The sequence below is a fragment of the Ureaplasma parvum serovar 3 str. ATCC 27815 genome (assembly GCF_000019345.1).
GTDB lineage: Bacteria > Bacillota_I > Bacilli_A > Mycoplasmatales > Mycoplasmoidaceae > Ureaplasma > Ureaplasma parvum.
Genome location: NC_010503.1, coordinates 182,618 through 201,921, shown reverse-complemented (window position 1 = coordinate 201,921; position 19,304 = coordinate 182,618). Strand labels below are relative to the sequence as shown.

At 25.4% G+C, this 19,304-nt stretch carries 25 protein-coding genes and 2 tRNA genes; 10 read left to right on the top strand and 17 right to left on the bottom strand.

Annotation, left to right across the window (positions count from 1 at the left end; translation table 4 throughout):
* Positions 1-9 precede the first annotated feature (9 nt).
* From UPA3_RS00875 to UPA3_RS00840, 8 genes are all read left to right on the top strand, one after another.
* Positions 10-378, top strand: a complete 369-nt coding sequence (locus UPA3_RS00875) for a hypothetical protein (RefSeq protein ID WP_004026528.1) — start codon at positions 10-12, stop codon at positions 376-378.
* Between the two features lie 2 nt (positions 379-380).
* Positions 381-707, top strand: coding sequence for a coiled-coil domain-containing protein (locus UPA3_RS00870; RefSeq protein ID WP_010891696.1), 327 nt, complete (start codon positions 381-383; stop codon positions 705-707).
* Between the two features lie 15 nt (positions 708-722).
* A complete protein-coding gene (locus tag UPA3_RS00865; RefSeq protein WP_004025528.1) occupies positions 723-1,910 on the top strand; it encodes a hypothetical protein in 1,188 nt (395 codons plus the stop codon).
* 160 nt (positions 1,911-2,070) lie between these two features.
* The gene (locus tag UPA3_RS00860) at positions 2,071-2,748 is read left to right on the top strand and encodes a hypothetical protein (RefSeq protein ID WP_004026452.1); all 678 of its coding nucleotides are present in this window, start codon (positions 2,071-2,073) and stop codon (positions 2,746-2,748) included.
* Complete coding sequence (locus UPA3_RS00855; protein ID WP_012316986.1) at positions 2,748-4,991, top strand: hypothetical protein; 2,244 nt, start codon at positions 2,748-2,750, stop codon at positions 4,989-4,991. The genes UPA3_RS00860 and UPA3_RS00855 overlap by 1 nt, the downstream gene beginning before the upstream one ends.
* Positions 4,992-4,995: 4 nt before the next feature.
* On the top strand, positions 4,996-5,442 hold the full coding sequence (locus tag UPA3_RS00850; protein WP_004025764.1) for a hypothetical protein: 447 nt from the start codon (positions 4,996-4,998) through the stop codon (positions 5,440-5,442).
* A complete protein-coding gene (locus UPA3_RS00845) occupies positions 5,429-5,977 on the top strand; it encodes a hypothetical protein (protein WP_010891692.1) in 549 nt (182 codons plus the stop codon). Before UPA3_RS00850 ends, UPA3_RS00845 begins: the two co-directional genes overlap by 14 nt.
* Positions 5,946-6,389: a hypothetical protein gene (locus UPA3_RS00840; RefSeq protein WP_004026698.1), complete on the top strand. Its 444-nt coding sequence runs from the start codon at positions 5,946-5,948 to the stop codon at positions 6,387-6,389. The genes UPA3_RS00845 and UPA3_RS00840 overlap by 32 nt, the downstream gene beginning before the upstream one ends.
* Positions 6,390-7,292: 903 nt before the next feature.
* On the opposite strand, the gene UPA3_RS00835 is transcribed toward UPA3_RS00840, so the two are convergent.
* The 13 genes from UPA3_RS00835 to UPA3_RS00780 are packed head-to-tail and all read right to left on the bottom strand — an operon-like array spanning position 7,293 to position 12,859.
* Positions 7,293-7,970 carry a hypothetical protein gene (locus UPA3_RS00835; protein ID WP_010891691.1) on the bottom strand — a complete coding sequence of 226 codons (678 nt, stop codon included), beginning with the start codon at positions 7,968-7,970 and terminating at the stop codon, positions 7,293-7,295.
* Positions 7,952-8,413: a hypothetical protein gene (locus UPA3_RS00830; protein WP_010891690.1), complete on the bottom strand. Its 462-nt coding sequence runs from the start codon at positions 8,411-8,413 to the stop codon at positions 7,952-7,954. The genes UPA3_RS00835 and UPA3_RS00830 overlap by 19 nt, the downstream gene beginning before the upstream one ends.
* Positions 8,403-9,092: a hypothetical protein gene (locus tag UPA3_RS00825; RefSeq protein ID WP_004026102.1), complete on the bottom strand. Its 690-nt coding sequence runs from the start codon at positions 9,090-9,092 to the stop codon at positions 8,403-8,405. The genes UPA3_RS00830 and UPA3_RS00825 overlap by 11 nt, the downstream gene beginning before the upstream one ends.
* Complete coding sequence (gene bet / locus UPA3_RS00820; protein ID WP_004025556.1) at positions 9,082-9,738, bottom strand: phage recombination protein Bet; 657 nt, start codon at positions 9,736-9,738, stop codon at positions 9,082-9,084. Before bet ends, UPA3_RS00825 begins: the two co-directional genes overlap by 11 nt.
* On the bottom strand, positions 9,738-10,073 hold the full coding sequence (locus UPA3_RS00815; RefSeq protein ID WP_004026070.1) for a hypothetical protein: 336 nt from the start codon (positions 10,071-10,073) through the stop codon (positions 9,738-9,740). Before UPA3_RS00815 ends, bet begins: the two co-directional genes overlap by 1 nt.
* The gene (locus UPA3_RS00810; RefSeq protein ID WP_004026113.1) at positions 10,063-10,299 is read right to left on the bottom strand and encodes a hypothetical protein; all 237 of its coding nucleotides are present in this window, start codon (positions 10,297-10,299) and stop codon (positions 10,063-10,065) included. The genes UPA3_RS00815 and UPA3_RS00810 overlap by 11 nt, the downstream gene beginning before the upstream one ends.
* The gene (locus UPA3_RS00805) at positions 10,292-10,474 is read right to left on the bottom strand and encodes a hypothetical protein (RefSeq protein WP_004025899.1); all 183 of its coding nucleotides are present in this window, start codon (positions 10,472-10,474) and stop codon (positions 10,292-10,294) included. Before UPA3_RS00805 ends, UPA3_RS00810 begins: the two co-directional genes overlap by 8 nt.
* Positions 10,431-10,667, bottom strand: coding sequence for a hypothetical protein (locus tag UPA3_RS00800; RefSeq protein WP_004026929.1), 237 nt, complete (start codon positions 10,665-10,667; stop codon positions 10,431-10,433). Before UPA3_RS00800 ends, UPA3_RS00805 begins: the two co-directional genes overlap by 44 nt.
* A 6-nt stretch (positions 10,668-10,673) precedes the next feature.
* A complete protein-coding gene (locus UPA3_RS00795; RefSeq protein ID WP_010891688.1) occupies positions 10,674-10,970 on the bottom strand; it encodes a hypothetical protein in 297 nt (98 codons plus the stop codon).
* A 5-nt stretch (positions 10,971-10,975) separates the two neighbouring features.
* A complete protein-coding gene (locus UPA3_RS00790) occupies positions 10,976-11,317 on the bottom strand; it encodes a hypothetical protein (RefSeq protein WP_004025751.1) in 342 nt (113 codons plus the stop codon).
* A 1-nt stretch (position 11,318) separates the two neighbouring features.
* Positions 11,319-11,492, bottom strand: coding sequence for a hypothetical protein (locus tag UPA3_RS03285; RefSeq protein WP_004026028.1), 174 nt, complete (start codon positions 11,490-11,492; stop codon positions 11,319-11,321).
* On the bottom strand, positions 11,476-12,102 hold the full coding sequence (locus UPA3_RS00785) for a hypothetical protein (protein WP_004025921.1): 627 nt from the start codon (positions 12,100-12,102) through the stop codon (positions 11,476-11,478). Before UPA3_RS00785 ends, UPA3_RS03285 begins: the two co-directional genes overlap by 17 nt.
* On the bottom strand, positions 12,092-12,859 hold the full coding sequence (locus tag UPA3_RS00780) for a tyrosine-type recombinase/integrase (RefSeq protein WP_012316991.1): 768 nt from the start codon (positions 12,857-12,859) through the stop codon (positions 12,092-12,094). The genes UPA3_RS00785 and UPA3_RS00780 overlap by 11 nt, the downstream gene beginning before the upstream one ends.
* Positions 12,860-12,919: 60 nt before the next feature.
* On the opposite strand from UPA3_RS00780, the gene UPA3_RS00775 reads away from it, so the two are divergent.
* Complete coding sequence (locus tag UPA3_RS00775; RefSeq protein WP_012317005.1) at positions 12,920-13,594, top strand: hypothetical protein; 675 nt, start codon at positions 12,920-12,922, stop codon at positions 13,592-13,594.
* 98 nt (positions 13,595-13,692) lie between these two features.
* Here the strand turns inward: UPA3_RS00775 and UPA3_RS00770 are convergent.
* Together UPA3_RS00770 and UPA3_RS00765 are read right to left on the bottom strand one after the other, a co-directional pair.
* Positions 13,693-13,768: transfer RNA gene (locus tag UPA3_RS00770), tRNA-Ala, on the bottom strand.
* Between the two features lie 3 nt (positions 13,769-13,771).
* A tRNA-Ile gene (locus UPA3_RS00765) sits at positions 13,772-13,848 on the bottom strand.
* A gap of 188 nt (positions 13,849-14,036) precedes the next feature.
* Here UPA3_RS00765 and UPA3_RS00760 point away from each other — a divergent pair.
* Positions 14,037-17,855, top strand: a complete 3,819-nt coding sequence (locus UPA3_RS00760; RefSeq protein WP_010891685.1) for a DUF1410 domain-containing protein — start codon at positions 14,037-14,039, stop codon at positions 17,853-17,855.
* 103 nt (positions 17,856-17,958) lie between these two features.
* On the opposite strand, the gene UPA3_RS00755 is transcribed toward UPA3_RS00760, so the two are convergent.
* Together UPA3_RS00755 and ftsY are read right to left on the bottom strand one after the other, a co-directional pair.
* A complete protein-coding gene (locus UPA3_RS00755) occupies positions 17,959-18,258 on the bottom strand; it encodes a putative DNA-binding protein (RefSeq protein WP_006688941.1) in 300 nt (99 codons plus the stop codon).
* Positions 18,248-19,303: a signal recognition particle-docking protein FtsY gene (gene ftsY / locus UPA3_RS00750; protein WP_006688880.1), complete on the bottom strand. Its 1,056-nt coding sequence runs from the start codon at positions 19,301-19,303 to the stop codon at positions 18,248-18,250. Before ftsY ends, UPA3_RS00755 begins: the two co-directional genes overlap by 11 nt.
* Position 19,304 lies beyond the last annotated feature (1 nt).

Here is a 19,304-nt window from a genome sequence, read left to right as displayed (position 1 = left end):
ATATATAGTATGAACAAAATAATTAAATTTCACAACGAACGTATTAAGTGATTATGAATTCTAACTGCTATATTAGCAATTTCATTTTTTGTAATTTGTTTTAATAATGTTAAGTGAATTTATACTGAAAACACTGCTAAATATGAGTTATTAACTAGTTCATTAGAAAAAATTGTGAAATTTTACTCTTTTAGTTTAGTTGATAAACCATTCGCAAGAGGAGTACCAAACAGTATTGATGTATTCTCTCGAGCCATTATCGGTGTAGCGTTTGGCTTAGGATTTGTAGGAACTATGCTAATTGATTATTTCATAATCTCAAAAGTTGCGTATATTGTGAAACAAAAAATAAAACAATCTAAGAAAGTAGGTATGTAAATATGGTTGATGAACTTGAAAAAAATCAAGTTCAACCACAAGAAACTGAAGAAAATAAAGAAAATGCTTTATATGATGAAATTGACAAACGTATTCAAAAACAATTTGAAAATTATCTAAAAACAAATGAACAATTAGATAATGCTAATAAATTAGTTGAAGCTAAGTTAAAAGAAATCAAAGACTTAGAAAATACGTTTAAGCAACGAGAACAAGAATTATTAAACAAAATCGCAACGCTTGAACAAAATCAACAGTTTGTTAATATTCATCAAGAAAAACCAGTCGTAGAAGATGCTAATAGCCACTTTTTAAAATTTTTTAACTAATGGAGAATTGAAAAAATGGCTGATAACCAAAACACTTGAAAAAGACCAGATCCAAATGCTAAATATACAATCACTCAATATTTAGATGTTGTTAACGCTAATAATGAACGTGTTGTTGCAGGTGGATTTGAAAAATATATGCTAGAAAATCAATTTAACGCTGAATTTCTAGGAAGTGCAACAATGACACCAACTAAAATTATGGATGATATGCGAACTGCTATTTATGAAGTTGGCGTAATCGGACAAGTTGAAGAGTACCGTGATGACTTTACACAAAAGCAAGTACCAGCAATTGATAGATTAACATTACATTTAAGTAATGACTATCAAAAAGAAGTAAGTATTAGTGTATTTGATAAAAAAACAGGTGCTCAATGAAACGATTTTTTAGCTAAGACATTAGCAAATTTAGAAGTCGTTAAACAAGATCAAATTAATTTAATTAACATTGATGCGATTTATCAATCTTGTTTAGCAACTGGTAATTATATTATTATTCCAGAACTTAGTCCTGATCGTGTTGAATCATTAACAGATGATGAACGATTAAAAATTGTTGAAAAAATATATCGTAAAGCAAAACAAGTAACAAAAAGTCGTACTAAATTTAATTTAGGAGCTGATCCAAATAAATTACGATTCGTTTTATCAGATGATGCAGCATTAGTTGTATTAACTGCTAAAACTTATAAAATTCGTGATGGTCAAGCATACAGCGACTATAGCACTAAGGGTTTAGGAAGTAGTTCACAATATATGGGTGATTATTTAGGAATGCCAATATACTCATCTGCATATTTAGGCGAAGATTATTTAAAATCAACAGATCAAAAATACACAAGTAATTTAATTCGTGATTACAAGTTTAGCAAACTAAGCGGTATTATTACAATGCCTGAGACTACAATTTGTTTAAAACAAGAATTAATGTTAACAACATTTCAAAGTCCAACAAGCAAATCACACCAGTTAATTCATAACTCATGAAGTATGAACAGTGCGGTCTTTCCACAATTTGCACATTTAAATTTTGTGATTTTAAATGATAAACCAACAAAAGATGAAATCAATAAAGCACGCTCAAATCTTTATTCACAATTTCCCTCACTATATGCTGAATTTAAAACACCAATCAGTGAAGATTCTAAAATCACTGAAGTAAATAAAGCAAATTGAAGGGGTTTAAGTACTTACAAGTAATTTTACAAAGAAAGGAGAAAGGGCAAATAATGCCCTTTTTTTGTTAACTAATACTATGGGTATACTAATTCTAATACTACGCTTTGTTGGTCGCTTGTTGTTATCTAAAATTAAGAGTTTAATATCTACTTTGATTAACTTATTTTCACGTATGTTAAAGATGTTTAAATTTGATTTTTTTAAAATGTTTAAAAATAAAACTGGTGCTTTTATGAAAAAAGGTAAAACTGTTTTTCATGACTTTAATTTAAAACCAGATGACATATTAAAAAAGTTTTTTGATAATTCAAGTTTAGAAAAGATTTTTAACTCAAAAGAATTAAAAATTATTCAAGATAACAAAGATTTAGCTAAAAAACTAAAAGATGCTATTAATGAAGCGATTAAAGATATTGCTAAACAAACTAGTAAATACACGACAAAACAAAAAGATAGCATTATCAAACATTTAACAGATACATTAGATAACGCATCTAAAACTGAAAAAAAGAATTTTGAAAAAGTGCGTAAAGAAAATCAGTTTAAAGATGTTGATAATGTTGACATTGATTTTAATAAACATTGGATAGATTATGGCACATGATACGCAAGTGATGGCGTTGGTAAGATTGGTTATTTAACACTTAAATTAATGAAACCATCCAAACGTAATCCACTAGCACGTTATACATGACGTAATATTCCAAAACGCATTGCTACAATGCTGAAATTTGCACCAACTGGTACAACATTTTGAAACATATTTTACCATGCTAATCGTAAAAACTTAATTCACTTACAAAAAGAAAGTATTTACTGATTTGATGCATCTCGTAAATATTTTGAAGGAGTTAAATAATGAATAATAGATTATTACTTAGTGTAGAAGAATATTTAAGTTTGTTTCCACTAATTGTACGAAACGAAAATTTAGAAGATAACCAATTACAATTAGAACGTAAAAAACAAGCGTTAACTACGTTTATTTTGCGTGCTCAATCAATGATTGATGATTGTGTAGCATCAAATGGTGGTGCTGGTTTTATTTATAGTTGATTTGATGATTTAAAAACAACAGATTATCAAAAAACTAAATTTAAAGAAGCAATTGCAACATTAACAAATTATTTATGATTACAAGGTCATTTTATCGATAAAGATTATACATCTGCTATTGGTGATGGCTTATCATTATCTTTTAAATCTGAAAATGCTGATTTTGAAAAAAAGCGATTAGATATCATTAATAAATTACGTGTTTGTGGATTATATAAAAAATCAAAGTTTGCTAACTTTAACGATGATGGTATTTATGTTAATTATGATGAATTAAAAATTAATGCGATTAATAATGTTCATGAAGAATTAAGAGACCATTATATATCTAAAAATAACCCTGTTGTTAATAATAATTTTGATTTAAACCATCACAATATTAATAACGTAAGTAGCATTAACGCATCTGGTAATTTAGCAACATTAAATGGCTTTATTTTAAATGATTGTACACTACCAAATGATTTAACAACAGATAAAAGCAATAAAGTTTATGATAATGCTATTGCTAATTATGTTGATATTCATGACGTTAAAAATTTAGCATGATATGGACAAAATAATAACAATGCAATTACACGCCAAGAATTGTATGAATATTGTAATAAAATTAATTCCAAAATGTACTGGGATGCTATTTATGACTATAAAGCTGGTGAGTTAGTTTATGACTTAGATGAAAAAACTAACACAATTAAAGTTTATAAGGCACTAGTTAACAATGGTGTAAGTACGCATAATATCGTAGATCCAAGTAAGCAAATTAACGAAAATGTATGAGAATTAATTAATATTCAACAAATTGATTTAAACAAAATTAAAGAAGGCGTGCAAGATGCTGTTGATAATAAAGTAAACGAAGTTAAAAAAGCAATTGATACTAAAGAAAATACATTCACTAAAAACTTAGAAAATAAAGTTAATGAAGCCAAACAAGCGGTTTTATCATCTTATGAGCAAGATAAAGCATCTGGTGTATTTAAAGGTGAAAAAGGCGAACCTGGAATACAAGGTCCAATTGGTCCAAAAGGTGAAACTGGTCCAAAGGGTGAAAAAGGTGATAGTGCTAATGTTGATGCTTTAACATCTAATTTAGAAAGTTTTAAAAACACTGCACTAATAGGAATGTTAGGTTTTCGTGAAAATTATGATAACTTAATAAAATATTTAATTAATGACGTATCTGCTGGTAATAGAGAAGGTTCTGATACAGTTTGACCTTTTGGCACTGTAAAACTAGAACGATTAGATTGAAACACTGATAAACCTGAAAATGATGGTATTATTCCAAGAATGAATAAATCAATTGCTAAAAATACATCTAATCTTTTACAATTGCAAACATCATTAAAAGAAACTAAAAATAATTTAGAACAAAAGTATATTAAATTAGAAAATAAACAATCAACAGCATCAAGTACATTATCTAATTTAGAAAATAAAGTTAAAAGTAATTATTCAAGTTTAAACGACAAAATTAATAGCGTACAAACAGCAAATAATGCTAATAGTTCAACTATTACAACAATTGAATCTAAGATTAAAAACTTAGAAAACAAAAAAAGCAGTAACAACTATAAAATTCATTCACAATGATATTATGCTGGACGTGTTCGATTACCAGAGAATTTTAAATGAACTGGTCGTGATGAAGAATATGGCGATAATAAAACAATACCATGACCTGATATTAAACGTACGTTTCCAAATATGGCAAATCATGAAGTAATTTTTAAATGGTATCTATCATTAAATTTTAATAACAGTAGTGTTGATTGAAGTGATAAAGATTATAGTTTAACGTTTTCTTTTGATAGAAACACAGACCGTAATAACATGTTATCTGATAGTGGAGAAACACAACAACAAATCCTGTTGTGAAATCAATATCAGCCTCAATTTTTAGTCGTTCGTGTTAATGCTGAAAAATCTGGTGTTAATGTTGATTTGTGATTAATAGATATAGTAAATAAAACATTTGCTACAAACTTTGAAGTTGGATTAAATTATGAATGAAGTGTTAGAACAATTTATGTAGGAGAATAATTTAATGAAAGAATATATTAATCGTCGTATTTTATGACTATGAATTCTAACCACATTATGAACCATTTTTTTAATTTGTTCGTTTTTTATTAAAATTGGTGAGACATCGTTTGTATTTTTTGGTAAAGAAAGCGAATATACAGACAAAGCCACATTATGAGACTGAATGATATCAAAATTTCCAAAACTAGGAAGTACGAAAAAATGGCAATTATTTTTAGTTGTTTTATTTGCTTATATCATTTGTGGTTGCGTTGATTTTTTCGCAATATCGCCGTTCTTTTGACGATTTACAACAGAAGGCAAAAACTGACATCTAAAAACTCGCATAGAACAAGACAAACTAAAAAGTGAATGAAAAGCTATTAACGAACAAAAAAGAAGCATAAAAAAGGCTCAAAATGATTTATACAAGCAAAATAAGGAGAGTATTTTAAATGATGAACAATAAAAATAAGTTTAAAAACAAAGAATGGAAGTTTTCTAAAAAACAAGTACAGCTGATTTATTTAACAAGTTCAATTATTTCAGGGTTATTTTTAGGATTAGCTTTATTATCTACTTATTTAATTGCTGGACTACCAAATGATAACGCATTTGTGTTATTTGTAAAAGAACAAAAGTTTTATTTTCCATTCTTTATGACTATTGGATTTATTAATTTAATTATTTCAATGTTAACACTTTTACCAACATTAAAAACATTATGGCGAACTGTTGCTAAAATGCACCAGTACGGGGATTTAAGTAAAGAAGAGTTCGAAGCCTTAGATATACTAGTTGAACAAATACGTAATCGTTATATTAGTGTTGAAAATATTAAAGCAGTTATAAGTTCTAACAATTACAAAACATTGGATGAAGAATTAAAAAAACTAGAACAACAAGAAAAGCAATTAAAAATACAAGAGCAAGAACAAAAAGTTAAGCGATTAGAACAGGAGATTATAAAAGATGACAAAACAAGAGTTCAAAGCGATTACTAAGGAATTATTTTTCTTTAATAAAAAACGCTTGATGTTATGAATTGCTATTTTAATATTTGTAATTGCGTTTGCTATGATTATTGTGTTTGTACCATTTTTTAATTTCAATGACAAGATTAAGAGTTTGTTTGATAAATTAAAACACATCAACTGACAAGACCCAACCGCATTATTTGGTTTAGTGTTCTCAGTGCTTGGATATTTAATAACAGCGTTATCAATTCCATTAAAAGTATTTGAATTAATGCTAATGCTAAGATTTAGATTAATGCTAGCCAAATTAATTAAGGATGGTATATTAGATCCAAAGGCGTTTATTGATGATATCAGACATAGTTATCTATCAAGACGTAAACAACGCAAATTAGAAGAAGAGATCGAATATTTAAAACGTATTAAAAGCGATTATTAGACAAAATAAAAACCACCTTGCTAAAGGGTGGCTTTTTTATATTTCAACCATTAAGGAACTGAAATAATAAAGATTTTGCTACTACCAGTCGTAAATAAGTAATAGCCACTTAAATTATACCACATTTTTATATATTTATATATAAAAAGTATTGACAAAGTGTAAAAAATATATTATAATATTATTGTTAGTTTAGGAATACACCATAACCTTTTAAAAAAAGGGGGTGATTCTATGGAATTATCAGACCTAATAGTAATAATCTTAACAATAATCCAAATCCTAATAAGTTTAAGAAAATAAGATAATAAAACCTAAACTAACACATTAAGCACGCTTTAACGGAGCGTGTTTTTTGTTTTCAACAATATTATAATACATTTAGAATTATAGCCCAAAGACCTAATATAAATACCAGATAATGGACAATAATATTATACCAAAAGACAATAAAAAAAGCAAGTTTATCAGGCTTGCTTAGTTTATTTTGAAATTTAACATTCAAAAATTCAAATAAATAATTAAAAAACGCTATCAGGACGTTTTAGCAGTCGTTTATTTAATAAGTGGTGAGAAAGATTAATTAAACAACGCCATTGGGCGTACTTTAAGCAAAAAATATATTTGTCCAATATTGTTTAATAAATCAGAAAGATTATTTTTTAAGTAAAAAATAATATTTTAATAATCTTTGTAAAAAAGAAGAGAAGGAATAACGCTATTTTATTTTAACACGTAAGCGTTATATCAACGTGTACTAGTGTATATATTATAACATAATATATAATTTGTTTTAAATTATTAAAATAAAAAAGTGCTAGATTCAACTAACACCTTTTTTTATTCTAGTTATACTATTTAGCAAATGATAGTATGACTACCTACGAGATAAATATTATAACATTATTTATTTAGTTTCTTTAATTCTTCTATTTGTTCATCAACTTTTGATATCGCAGTTGCTTTTTTTAGTTTGCTTTTCTTTTCAAGCAGTTTATTAATCTTTTTACTAATTGATAACTGCTGTTTAACTTTATTCATTTTAACTATTTTTTTAGCCTTAGTTATCTCTTCTTGTTCTAGCGTTGAATTAATACTATCATAAAAATAAGCAATCGCTAAGGCGTCGTATTCGTCTTCGTTTAAATTACTTTTAATATTAAATGTTTTAATCATTAAATTTTTAGTAATTAATTTACGATCTTTACGCAATGTGTTATATTGTATTTGTGGTATTTTTAACTGTCAAGCATTCGCATTAAACATTTTAAATTCAGCGTTAAAATCTCTTAAAACTTGTGACATTAACGCAATAATCATACCAGCATAAATTGAAAAACGCTGTGTTAGTTTTGGATTTGAAAAGTTAGCAACTTCAATACCAATATAATAATCATCATCAGCTAATAATCAAACATTTAAATTAATTTCTTTAATAAGTCTTATAACGTTGTTATATAAATTCTTTTCATTAAAGTTATCAAAAGCAACAGCAAAGGTTTTAATTATCTGCTCATTTCTTAAAATAGCAACTCCTGTTATTGTTGTTGATAAATCGATTCCTATCACTCATTTATTCATAATTCATTAATATATTTTTCTATTAAACTTTGAATGTAATAACGTAAAAACACAGAAAATAAAGGATCATAATCTTTTGCGACAATAAATAACTTATCTTCAAGTGATTTTTCTAAAAAATTAATTAGTTCAGGCATTTGTTTAGTTTTGTTTTCATAAGATATAAACCTTAGATAATGTTTAACTTCTTTTTCAACGCTTTTTTTAATAAATTCTTTGGTTAGTGGTACATAATCATTAACGTTAATTAAATGGTCGTTATTTAAATGTTTTGATATCATACGTGGTACGATTTTACATTTTTTATAAACAAAAAACTTATTACTACTTTTTTTAAGACGTTTTAAATAAAGTTGATTAACACCCCTAAAGTAAATATAATCATATTTTTTATTTGCTAAATTAGCATCTTGTGTGCTCAAATGTCATTGTTTAGATCGCATATTTAAAGAAATCGTTAAGTGTTATATAGCCTTTTTCAATTAATTTATTTGCTGCTTCAAATGGTTTTAAGCCGTTGTATAAACCACTAAATGCTTCTAAATCTAATTTAATAATTTGTTTATAAAGTTCTAAAGCATTAGCGTTATTTTTTAGTTTATCTGGCATTGTTTTATTTTTAAAAAAGCCTTGGTTTTTATAATCAATAAACATTAACTGACTATCAAAATATGCTTTTTGTTCATCACTTTCTAATCAGTTAATAATTTCAATTTCATCATCACTATTACTATAAGAATTAACTGTTTGTGTTTGATAGTTATATTCTTTTTCAGCACTCACAAAATCAATAGTTTGTTGTTCGCTTAATTGATGCTTGTAAAAAATATTATCAAATGAAACAACACGCATAATAATTCGTTTTTCTTCTCAGTTAAAATTTATATAACATGAAACATTTTCTAAGATAACGATATTAGTTTTATTGTTTTCAAATGGAACAATACGTTCCATTAAATATTCACTAAAATAAACGTTCGCATTTACTTTATCTGCTAATCAAAAACTACCTGAAACAAAGGGTGCGTTATTACTTTTTTTCGTATTTAATCTAATAAAAGTTAGTGGCATTTTTTTAAATTCAATACGTGGCATATTATTATCAAAGTTATTAGAACTCATTAAAATCTACTTTCTTTATATTTTCAACTGCTGGTTCAATTACTTCAGCAACTGGTGGTGTAAACATTTTTTTATTTGGCACTGCTTCGCCTTGTTGCATTTCTTCATAAATATAAGGCGTATCACCTTTAAACGCTAATAAGCCACTTAAACGCAATGCGTGGGCCAAAGACACCTTTTTTAACATGGTAATAGGTTTTGTTAATCACAAGTTTTTATTCGTGCTGTATTCGCTTAAAAATACTTCAGCTTCAACAGTTCCAAGACCTTTTAAACCTGGCGATCTGATTGTTAGTATTGTCTTAGCACTTTTGTTAACATCGTTATAACTTTGTACAATACCAACTAATCGTTCAGTTCTATAAGCACGTTCTGTCATAGTATGAATACCAACAATTGGTGCTAAACGATTGCCCATTTGAATTAAATAAACTTCTTTGTTTAGTGGATTTAAATTATTTGCTTGGCAAAAATAAATAATTTGTGCTGCTTGGTTTAAATCAATGGCTTTTAAATCAATTCCTTGAATGGTCAAAACAGCACGTGTGATTTGATTAATTTCGCTATTTGGATTAGCTCATTGTTCGCTTAGTTCATTTGGTGTTAATAATCTAATGCTTGGCACTAATTTATCGTCTTTAACCATTATTTATCTGCTCCACTTCATGTTATTCGTGTTGATGTTGTTCCTTTTTTAATCGTTTCATATTTTTTTGTATCAACTTTATAATCAGTAATGATTTTGTCATAATCTAAAACAATACTATCCTTAGATGTTAAATCATAGATTTTAATTTTTAAATCACTGTCTAAATCAACGATTTCATGATTGTTAACATTATCTTTTAAATATTGTTCTAATGTCTTTTTTTCATCGCTTAATTGTTTAATTAAATTATTTGTTTGTTGTAATTTGCTAATTACTTTTTTTGTTTCATCATTTAAAGCACTTAATATTTCACGTTTAATACTATTTGTCATTTTTTATTATCTCCATCATTTCATTTTGTTTTTGGTTAATTCGTAATCTAATACTTTCGATATCTGTCTCATAACTTGCTTTACGATATTCTAAGTCTTTACGTTCTCAGATATTAAAATCTAAATCTTTATTAATTCTTGCTAAATCATCCATTAAATCTTCGAACTCATCTTTTAATTGTCTTAGTTCTTCACTTAATGCATGTTCTTTATCTCAATTAGTCATGTTTGTTAATCTCCTTGATAACTTCATCTATTAAATTGTTTTTATATACTTCAAAAAACAAATCATTAATTAAATCGCAAACTTTTTTAACGTCATTGTTTTTTGTTAGTTGATTACGCAAATCTTTAAATTTATTTACATACTCTTTTATTTGTTTTTCGTTTTGGTTTTTCATCTATTCTAAACACTTCTTCAGCTATTGCTTCAAATAAATCATTTTGAATAATTTCAAAAAACAATTTACCCAATTTTTTATATGGTTCAACTCTTTTTCTTGTTTTTACAATTTCGTTACACAATTGTTCAATTTGTACAACATAATAATTAATAATTGCTTGGCATTCATCACACATACAAAGCATTGCCATAAGTTATTAACTCGCTTTCTTTCTTTTAAATAGTGGTAATAATAATTTTTCATCTTTTACGCCACATTTAAGATTGTGATTATATAAAACACAGTTTAAATGAACGTTTAGAATTTCTGTTATGTTTTTTAATGCAATTTTGTAATTTTTAACTGCTTCATCTATCATACTATTTAACATATCATTTAATTTTTCATGGTCTTTTACCATGATGTCTTTATGATTTTTTAGTTCTTTTAAGTCTTTTATCATTTGTTTTTGAACATTAATTATGTTCACAATAAAGCCAACTATTTTTTCCATTGTTATTAATCTTCATCATCTTCTTCGATTTCAAAATCATATTTATAATTTGCAATAATAAATTCTGATATATGCTCTTCTAATGATTGTAGAATTCCAATTAAATCATCTTTAGTAAAAGTTAATTTTAAGATAGCTAAAATTGTATTTATTTTTTTAAAAATGAATAAAAGTGGTTCTATTATTTTACTTTCGTTAAATGTTTTACCTTTTTCAATGGAATCAAAAATTAAATTACCTTTATCAATGATTTGAATAATTAAAATTTCTGTTCCTTGAGTTAAATTAAGAGAATATAACTTATAAAACGCTTGTAATTTTTCTAGATAATTTTTAATTTTATCCATATTATTTTTTCCATTCTTTAATTGTTTGTTTAATTAGTTTTTTAGTGTCGTTTAGTCCGTTTGTATCAAGATATTTAATTAAATGTTCTTGTAGTTCTTCTAAGTATCAATGTGGTTGTTGATTCATTAGTTCAGTTAAGCTTACTTTTTTGTTTTTATTAAGAATATAGTTCATTGATTTTATTAATAAAACTTAAATCTAATGAATCATTTTCATAAACGCTTAACTTTGCTTGTTTACGACTAAATGCTAGTATAGCTGATGGTTCGTAATTGCTTAATTCTTGGCTGATGATGTAATCATATACACCAGCTTGAAACTTTCAAGATGGCACTGATTGGATTTCGTTGTGTGTTTTGATTTCAAGTACTTTATACTTATCATCTTTGGTTTTAACAACAACATCAGCAAAACCATGTCAGTAATGGTTTAGTTTTGGACTAAATAAATGTAATTCAACAGCGATTAGTGAATAATCATTTGTTTTTAAATAGTCTAAAAACAATAAAAAGACTTCTTTTAATTTTTCTTCATTAATACTATTTAAAATGACATCTAATTTTGATTGATTTTCAAAATAGTATTGAATGATTTGCATTAAACTAGTTCCAAACTCAATTGGATATTCTAGATTTTTTGCTGGTATTTTTTCAAAAATGTAATTTTTAAAACTTAATAGTCTACTTGGTGAAAATAAAGGTTTAGTTCTATCAAATTTGTTATACCAACGTTGATCTTTTTCGTTGTAAACTAACAACTTTTTATTAAAAATATTATTTATCATTTTCAAATTCCTTAAAAAATTCTTTATAAACGTCGTCCACTTGTTCTTTTGTGATTTGTACATATTGTAGTGTTGTTTGGATATTTTCATGACCAACTAAATCCTGTACAATCTTTAGCATATCTCCACGTTTATAATTTTCATTGCTAGTTAAAAAGTTTGTAATAAAACTACGTCTTAGCGTATGTAATGAAACGTTTTTATTATCAAAAAATACTTTTAGATATTTACGTAATGTTTTAGTTGATGGTAGTTTTTTGTTTTTAATGTTATTTCACAGATGTTCAATATAGCAAATTTGTCTGTTCTTATTACCTTTACCACTGATTACGAATAAGTCATTGTTTATTTGTTTAAGTTGATAGATTTCCATTGCTCTAATTCCAGTTGTGGCATAGAATAATAAAATCGTTTTATAAAACTTAATCTGTTTAGTATCTTGTTTATTAATTTTTAAACATTTTTTAATATCATCTAAACTAAAAACTTTTTTATAACTTTTTTGTTCTTTACTTAATTTTATTTGTTCTAATTCTTGAACATACTGGTATTGTTTGCTAAATTTTCAATACTCACTTAAAATTGACTTAGCTAATTTTAGACTTTTTGGTTTGTAATTGTTATTTAATAATTGCTTAATAATCTGTTTAAAACTTTGTTCTTGTACCTTAAACTTTCTTAAATGTGATTCATAAGTTAAATATGTATTTTTTGATAAATTACGTTTTTTAATACTTTGTAGAAATTTGTTTATCATACTTTGTCGCTCCATAAAACCATATACATAAAGTTTAATAATCGTGATTATGATGTTAAATTGACTAATGTTAAAATTGCAAATATTGCATTAAATAATGATAATGTTAATAATATTGAACAAAATCATATTTCATTTCGACATCTATCAACCAATGATATTAAAAATTCTAATGATAAAGTAGAAGCTAAATTTTCAATTGGATTAGGTTTTGATATATCTGAAAAACTAAAAAATATTGCATTTAAAAAGTTAGACACTAATACTAATAAATTAATTGATATATCTGATCCAACAATTTTACGTTTAACTTTCTACGAATATAATAAAGATCAAAAAGTAGAAAACAATCTTGCTGCACCAACAGATAAAACAAAAATTTCAGTTGTTGAAATTAAAAAATCACAATTAATGAATTCATCTATTGTTTCTTTTGTAAAAAAATTAAACAAAAATGCTAAGTATCATATGGCTAATATCGCCTTTAACCAACAATTATTACCATATTTAAATAAACAATTCAATGTTAATGCTGATTTTCCAATTGATCTAGAGCAAAATCCAATCGACTTTAATGATAATAAACAAGCCAATGATGAAAAAATTAAAAAGACAAAAGAATCTGCTATAAAAGTAGCTACAGCAATTGCTAAACAAATTGTTGGAATAGATTATAAAGGAAGAGACATTATTAAAAATTTTATTGAATTAGATAATGTAGTAAATAAAAAATAAAAACCAAAAAACCTGTAATTATTAATTAATTATGGGCTTTTAATTTTATTTAGAGAAGAAAAAACCAAACCGTTTTGGTTTGGTTTTTATAATTATAATGGTGGAGACGATGGGGGTCAAACCCACGACCTCCTGAGTGCAAATCAGGTGCTCTATCAATTGAGCTACGTCCCCAAATGGTGGAAATAAGTGGGCTCGAACCACCGACCTCACCCTTATCAGGGGTGTGCTCTAACCAACTGAGCTATACTTCCAATGTACCATATTATTATACAACAGACAAATTTAAAAAGCAATATTTTTTAAAAATATTTTTAATTACACAAAATATTTATTCTCTATATAGAATGATAAACATTATTTTTACTACAATATTTTTAATTATGGATGCAATTAAATATAATAGTAAAATATTTTAAAATATTTCAGATAAAATAAAAATATGAAAAGAATAAAAAACAGAAAATGATGAAAATTCGGTGGAGTATTATTTTTGCTCCCCCTTGCTTCTTTTTTAATAATGTGCAAGAACCAAGAAGCACCAAAAACAAACCAAGAAGCACCAAAAACAAATAAAGAAAATGTCTTAGACGATTTTGATGCAAATATAATTAATATAGAAAATATTAGTAAACCTAAATTTATTAATCAAAATAAAACAATTATTAATTTAAAATTAAAAAAATTTAATTTTAAATCACCAAATACTACTATAACCTTAACTTATAAAGATAATAATGGTCACAAATTTACATCAGATCCTTTAAGTATTAATGATGAACAAAATTATGATTTTATTTTTTCTAATTTAACCCCTAATCGTAAATATCAAATTCAAAATTTAACTTTTAATAATCAAAAAAGAACAGACATTTATTTGAAAACCAACCTAAATAATGCTATTTTTTCAATAAAACCAATACCTATTAAAACCAATAATTTTAAAATAAAAGTTTTTAATCAAAATGCATTAATATCTTTTAGCATTCCTAAAAATTCTGATGTAAGAGTAAATGAAAAAATAGCATTAGAATTTGAAAATTTAAGTAGTAATTTAGTGCCTAATAACGAAATAATTAGTAGAATTGATAAAAATTTTAATGTAGAATTTAAATTAGATAATTTAAAATTAAATAATAAATATCGAATTGTAAATCTTAGATTTTTAGATACTAATCCACCTAATGTTAGTCCAAATATTTTTGAAAAGTTATCTAATTATGAAAGCAGTTTTATCATACCAGGTATTAAAACAAATATGCATAATCATAAAGACTTGAATAGTAATGACAAAAAATATATTGATAGTCCTTATAACACTAAAATTGAACTTAATGATAAAAATAATTTTAATGATAAAGTGTTGCCAGATGCATTTGAACAGCAAAACATTAATATACAAGAAGTTGAGAATCTTAATCAAGACATCTTAAATCAAAATGAGCTAGAATTACAAAAATATTTTAGTTTTATTAGTGATCAAGCAAACCTTAAAGACAAAGATTTTCAAAACTATTCTTTTAATGATATTAATAAAAATTCAAAGCAAGAAATTAAATTTAAAATCAAACATATTAACATCGATAGTAGTAATAAAAAAGCAATCATTGAATTAGATTCGTCTAGTTCTAATGATAATACTAAACTTTTAGAAGCAAATAATAAACAATTGTTAATTAAATCATATGATTATAATAATCCCTGATCTAAAATTGTTAGTTATGAAAAAAAAGATAATAATAAAATGATATTTGATTTACATGATTTTCCAAAAGATTTGAAAACATTTATTATTACTCATATTCGTTTTGATGATAATATAACTTCGCTTGGTAAAATTAAAGAAAATAGTTTTGAATACTATCAAAACGACAAGGAATATTTACTAAAATCACTTAAATACTACTTTGATATAAAAGAAAATCAACTATACGGTTCTGCTTGTTTTAATTTTAATAATGATGATTTTAAAATCCTAAAAAATAAAACTTTTGTTTTTAAATATGAAATCGACACTAAAAATAATATTTTAAATAAATATATACCATTAAATAAATATATAAATGTTGATTTTAAAAATCTAGCACAATTTAAAATTGTTAATGTTTTCGATGGATTAAATTATAAACTTGAAAGTATAAAAATAGTTAATAAAAACAGCTTGTTACCTTATAATGATCATGTTAATATTCAAAATGCTAATAATACAAATTTTAGTGTTTGACATAAAGTTTATCCAAAGCAAAATATTATTAATGAGTTTTTTGATGATTCATTAATAAAAGATGAATTTAATTTATCAAAAATAGATTTTAATCACTTATGAAAAAATAATACTGATCAAAAAAATATCCCTTATTCTTTGCGCAATTTAATATCATTAACTTTGCATGAAAGAGAATATGCAATTTATAAGCATAATGCTACTAATGGTTTTTATTTATATAACACAATAACAAGTAATAAAGATTTTAATTTAATTAAAAATAATAAAGAGTCATATCATCTAAATTCTTTAATTGCACATTTAGCAATTAAAGATGAAGGATTAAAAAAGGATGAATCTGCTGGTTTCTTCTTAGAAAAAGATTTGAATGATTTTGATAATTTAAATAATTTTAAAGATGAAGATATTGTCTTTAATGTAGATCTAGAATTAGATCCTAATCTAATTTATGAATCACAACTTGTAGATAAAAACATGCGAAGATCGCATGTGATAATTCCTATTTCATATAAAGTAATTAAAAAACAACACATTTTAGAAGATGTTGAATTTAGTTTAAATTATGCTTTAGGTTCTGAAGCTTATGAAAATCACATCTATCAACAAATTAAATCACAATTAAAATTTAATGTCTTTTTAAATGGTTCAAAGATAAAAGTTGAAGTTAAGCCACGCAATGATAATATTAAGCTTTATGATTACGTTTGAAAACACAATAATTCAAATCAACCGTCATATTTTATTGGAAGATATGATTTTATTGTTAATTGATTAACAAATAATAATGAAGTTATTATCGATAAAAAATTAGAGGAATTTAAAAAGAAATCTTATACCGCAAGAATTTTAAAAGACAATGAAAATGAAATGTCAAAAGCGGCAATAAAACAAGTTCGTGAGCGTACGATTACTTTTAGTTTAACAAGTGATGGTACTTGAAATTTTTTAGGTAAGGTAAAACCAAATGATCCAAATGATTATCGTTATTATATGTTAACTGATCATCATGTTATTGGTAGTGGTGGTAGTTGATATAATCCCCAAATAAATTGGGCTGGAAAAATGGAATATGAAAGTATTAATTTAAATAAAAAAACTATCTACGATGATGATGGAAATGAAAAATACACATATTCGAATTTTGCAGATTATACAGTTGTAATTCCTCAAACAATTAGTCAAAATGATTTAAATAAAGATAAATATCAACCATATTATAATTATAGTAGTGTTAATAACCAAGATACTCCAGGAAAAAATCAACTTCAATATTTTGCTTTTCCTTTTAAATTAAAATTTGAAAAAGTAATGGATTTTTGTTTACAAAAAAATAATATATATAAACACTACAATGCTTTAGGTAGATATGATGATAAAATAAGTGAATTAGATTGGTCAGTAGTTAGTATCGATCTAAAACCAATTTTTGAAGCTTTTAAAAATCAAGATTTAAATAAACCGTTTATTTACAATAATAAAACTTTGTCTCCAGAAGAAACTAGTGTTATAAAATATTTTTTAAGTTTAAAAAATATAAAACCATTAGAGGTTAGTCCACAAACAAGATATGTTAGAAGCAACCAAGATGTTGATTGGTATATTGGCACTTTCCCTCGTTATACAAATACTAACCAAAATTCAATGGGGGTTGGCGAACTACGTTATCGTGAATATAATATACAAAAAATCGATTCTGTAAATACTAATTTTGTCACAGGTGGTAAGGGCGTTTTATATAAATCAGATATACCATATACAACAATTAGTACTGACTATATAGATGCTGCGGGTGGTTCATCTGGAACTAGTTTATATGATGAACAAGGACGATTCGTTGGATCAATTGCAACTGGTAGAACTCCAAGTAAAAATGGTCATCCAACGTGAGAAACTATAGGTTGAAGTTTAATAGATAGTCAAATTAGTGGGTTTTTTGGTGATCGGGAAAATAGAGCTAACAATAGTTCGATTATCCAACAAATTAAACAATTAGCTTATTTATATCCAGAAAAATATGAGGATATCTATAAGTAATATAAATCCTTTTAAATAAGATTTATGTACATTCAAAATTAAAAAAAGAAAGAAACGTTGTTAATTTAATAACCGTTTCTTTCTTTTTATTTTAATAAGAAATTTATATATCTTTTAATTTTTTAACTAATTCAGAATCGTTGATTAATGTATATAAATCATTACGCTTTTTGTTTTTTTCATAAATTAAAAGTGCTTGTTCATATTTTAATAATTGGTCACACACTTTGTTTAAACAATCACTAATAGCGCTTTTTGAAATTTCTTTTAGTTCAGCAATTTCAGAAAACGACAAATCTTTAAAATAATGTAAATTAAAATATTCACATTGTTTTGTTGTTAATAATCCTTGATAAATATCATATAAAGCAATCAAATATCAACGTTTATTCTTATTTAACATCTAATTTCATTCCTAAAACTATGCTATCAACATACATTTCTAAATCAAATACACTTAAATCCTCTAATTTTTCGCCTAAACCAATCAATTTCACAGGTATATTAAAAGCATCTTTGATTGCTAATACAATTCCCCCACGACTTGTAGAATCCATTTTAGTTAAAATAATCCCTGAAATTTTCGTTACTTCGTTAAATGCTTTTGCTTGATTAATTCCTGATTGGCCTTGAGTGGCATCTAAAACTAATAAAGTTTCGTGCGGAGCGTATTCATCAAATTTATGAATTACATCATGAATTTTTTTTAATTCATTCATCAAATTAATTTTATTTTGTAATCTACCTGATGTATCACAAATTACTAAATCATATTTTTGTTCATAACCTTTTTTAACTCCAGCGTATATGACAGAAGCAGGATCTTGACCCTCTTTATTAGGTAATTCAATGTCAACACCTAAGCGTTGTGCTCAAACTTTTAATTGTTCAACAGCACCTGCTCTAAATGTATCTCCAGCTACTAAGAGAACTTTTTTATTTTCATCAATGAATTTTTTAGTGATTTTTGCGATTGATGTTGTTTTACCAACGCCATTAACCCCAACCACCAAAACTACATTAGTTTGATTTTCTTTTAAATTAATTGCTGTATTAATTTCTGTATCTTGAATATAATAAATAAAAATTTTATCAATAATAATAGACTTTATTAAATCAGGATCATTAACTTTTTGGTAAATCATTTCATTTCTAATTGATTCAATAATTTTATTAGTTGCAACATAGCCTACATCATAACTAATTAAAACTTCTTCTAAATGTTCATATCATCGTTCATCAATATCTATATATTTAACTGCTAATTCGTTAATAGCATCAGTTAAAGCAGAAGATGATTTTCTTAATCCTTCATTAAATTTATTAATCGAATTATCCTCTAATTTTAAAATACGATTTTCTTCATTTTTTTGTGAAATCTCTTGTGATATTTGTTCTGTGTCTTTTTTTCCTAGAATTTTATTGAATATTTTTTTAAAAAAACCCATT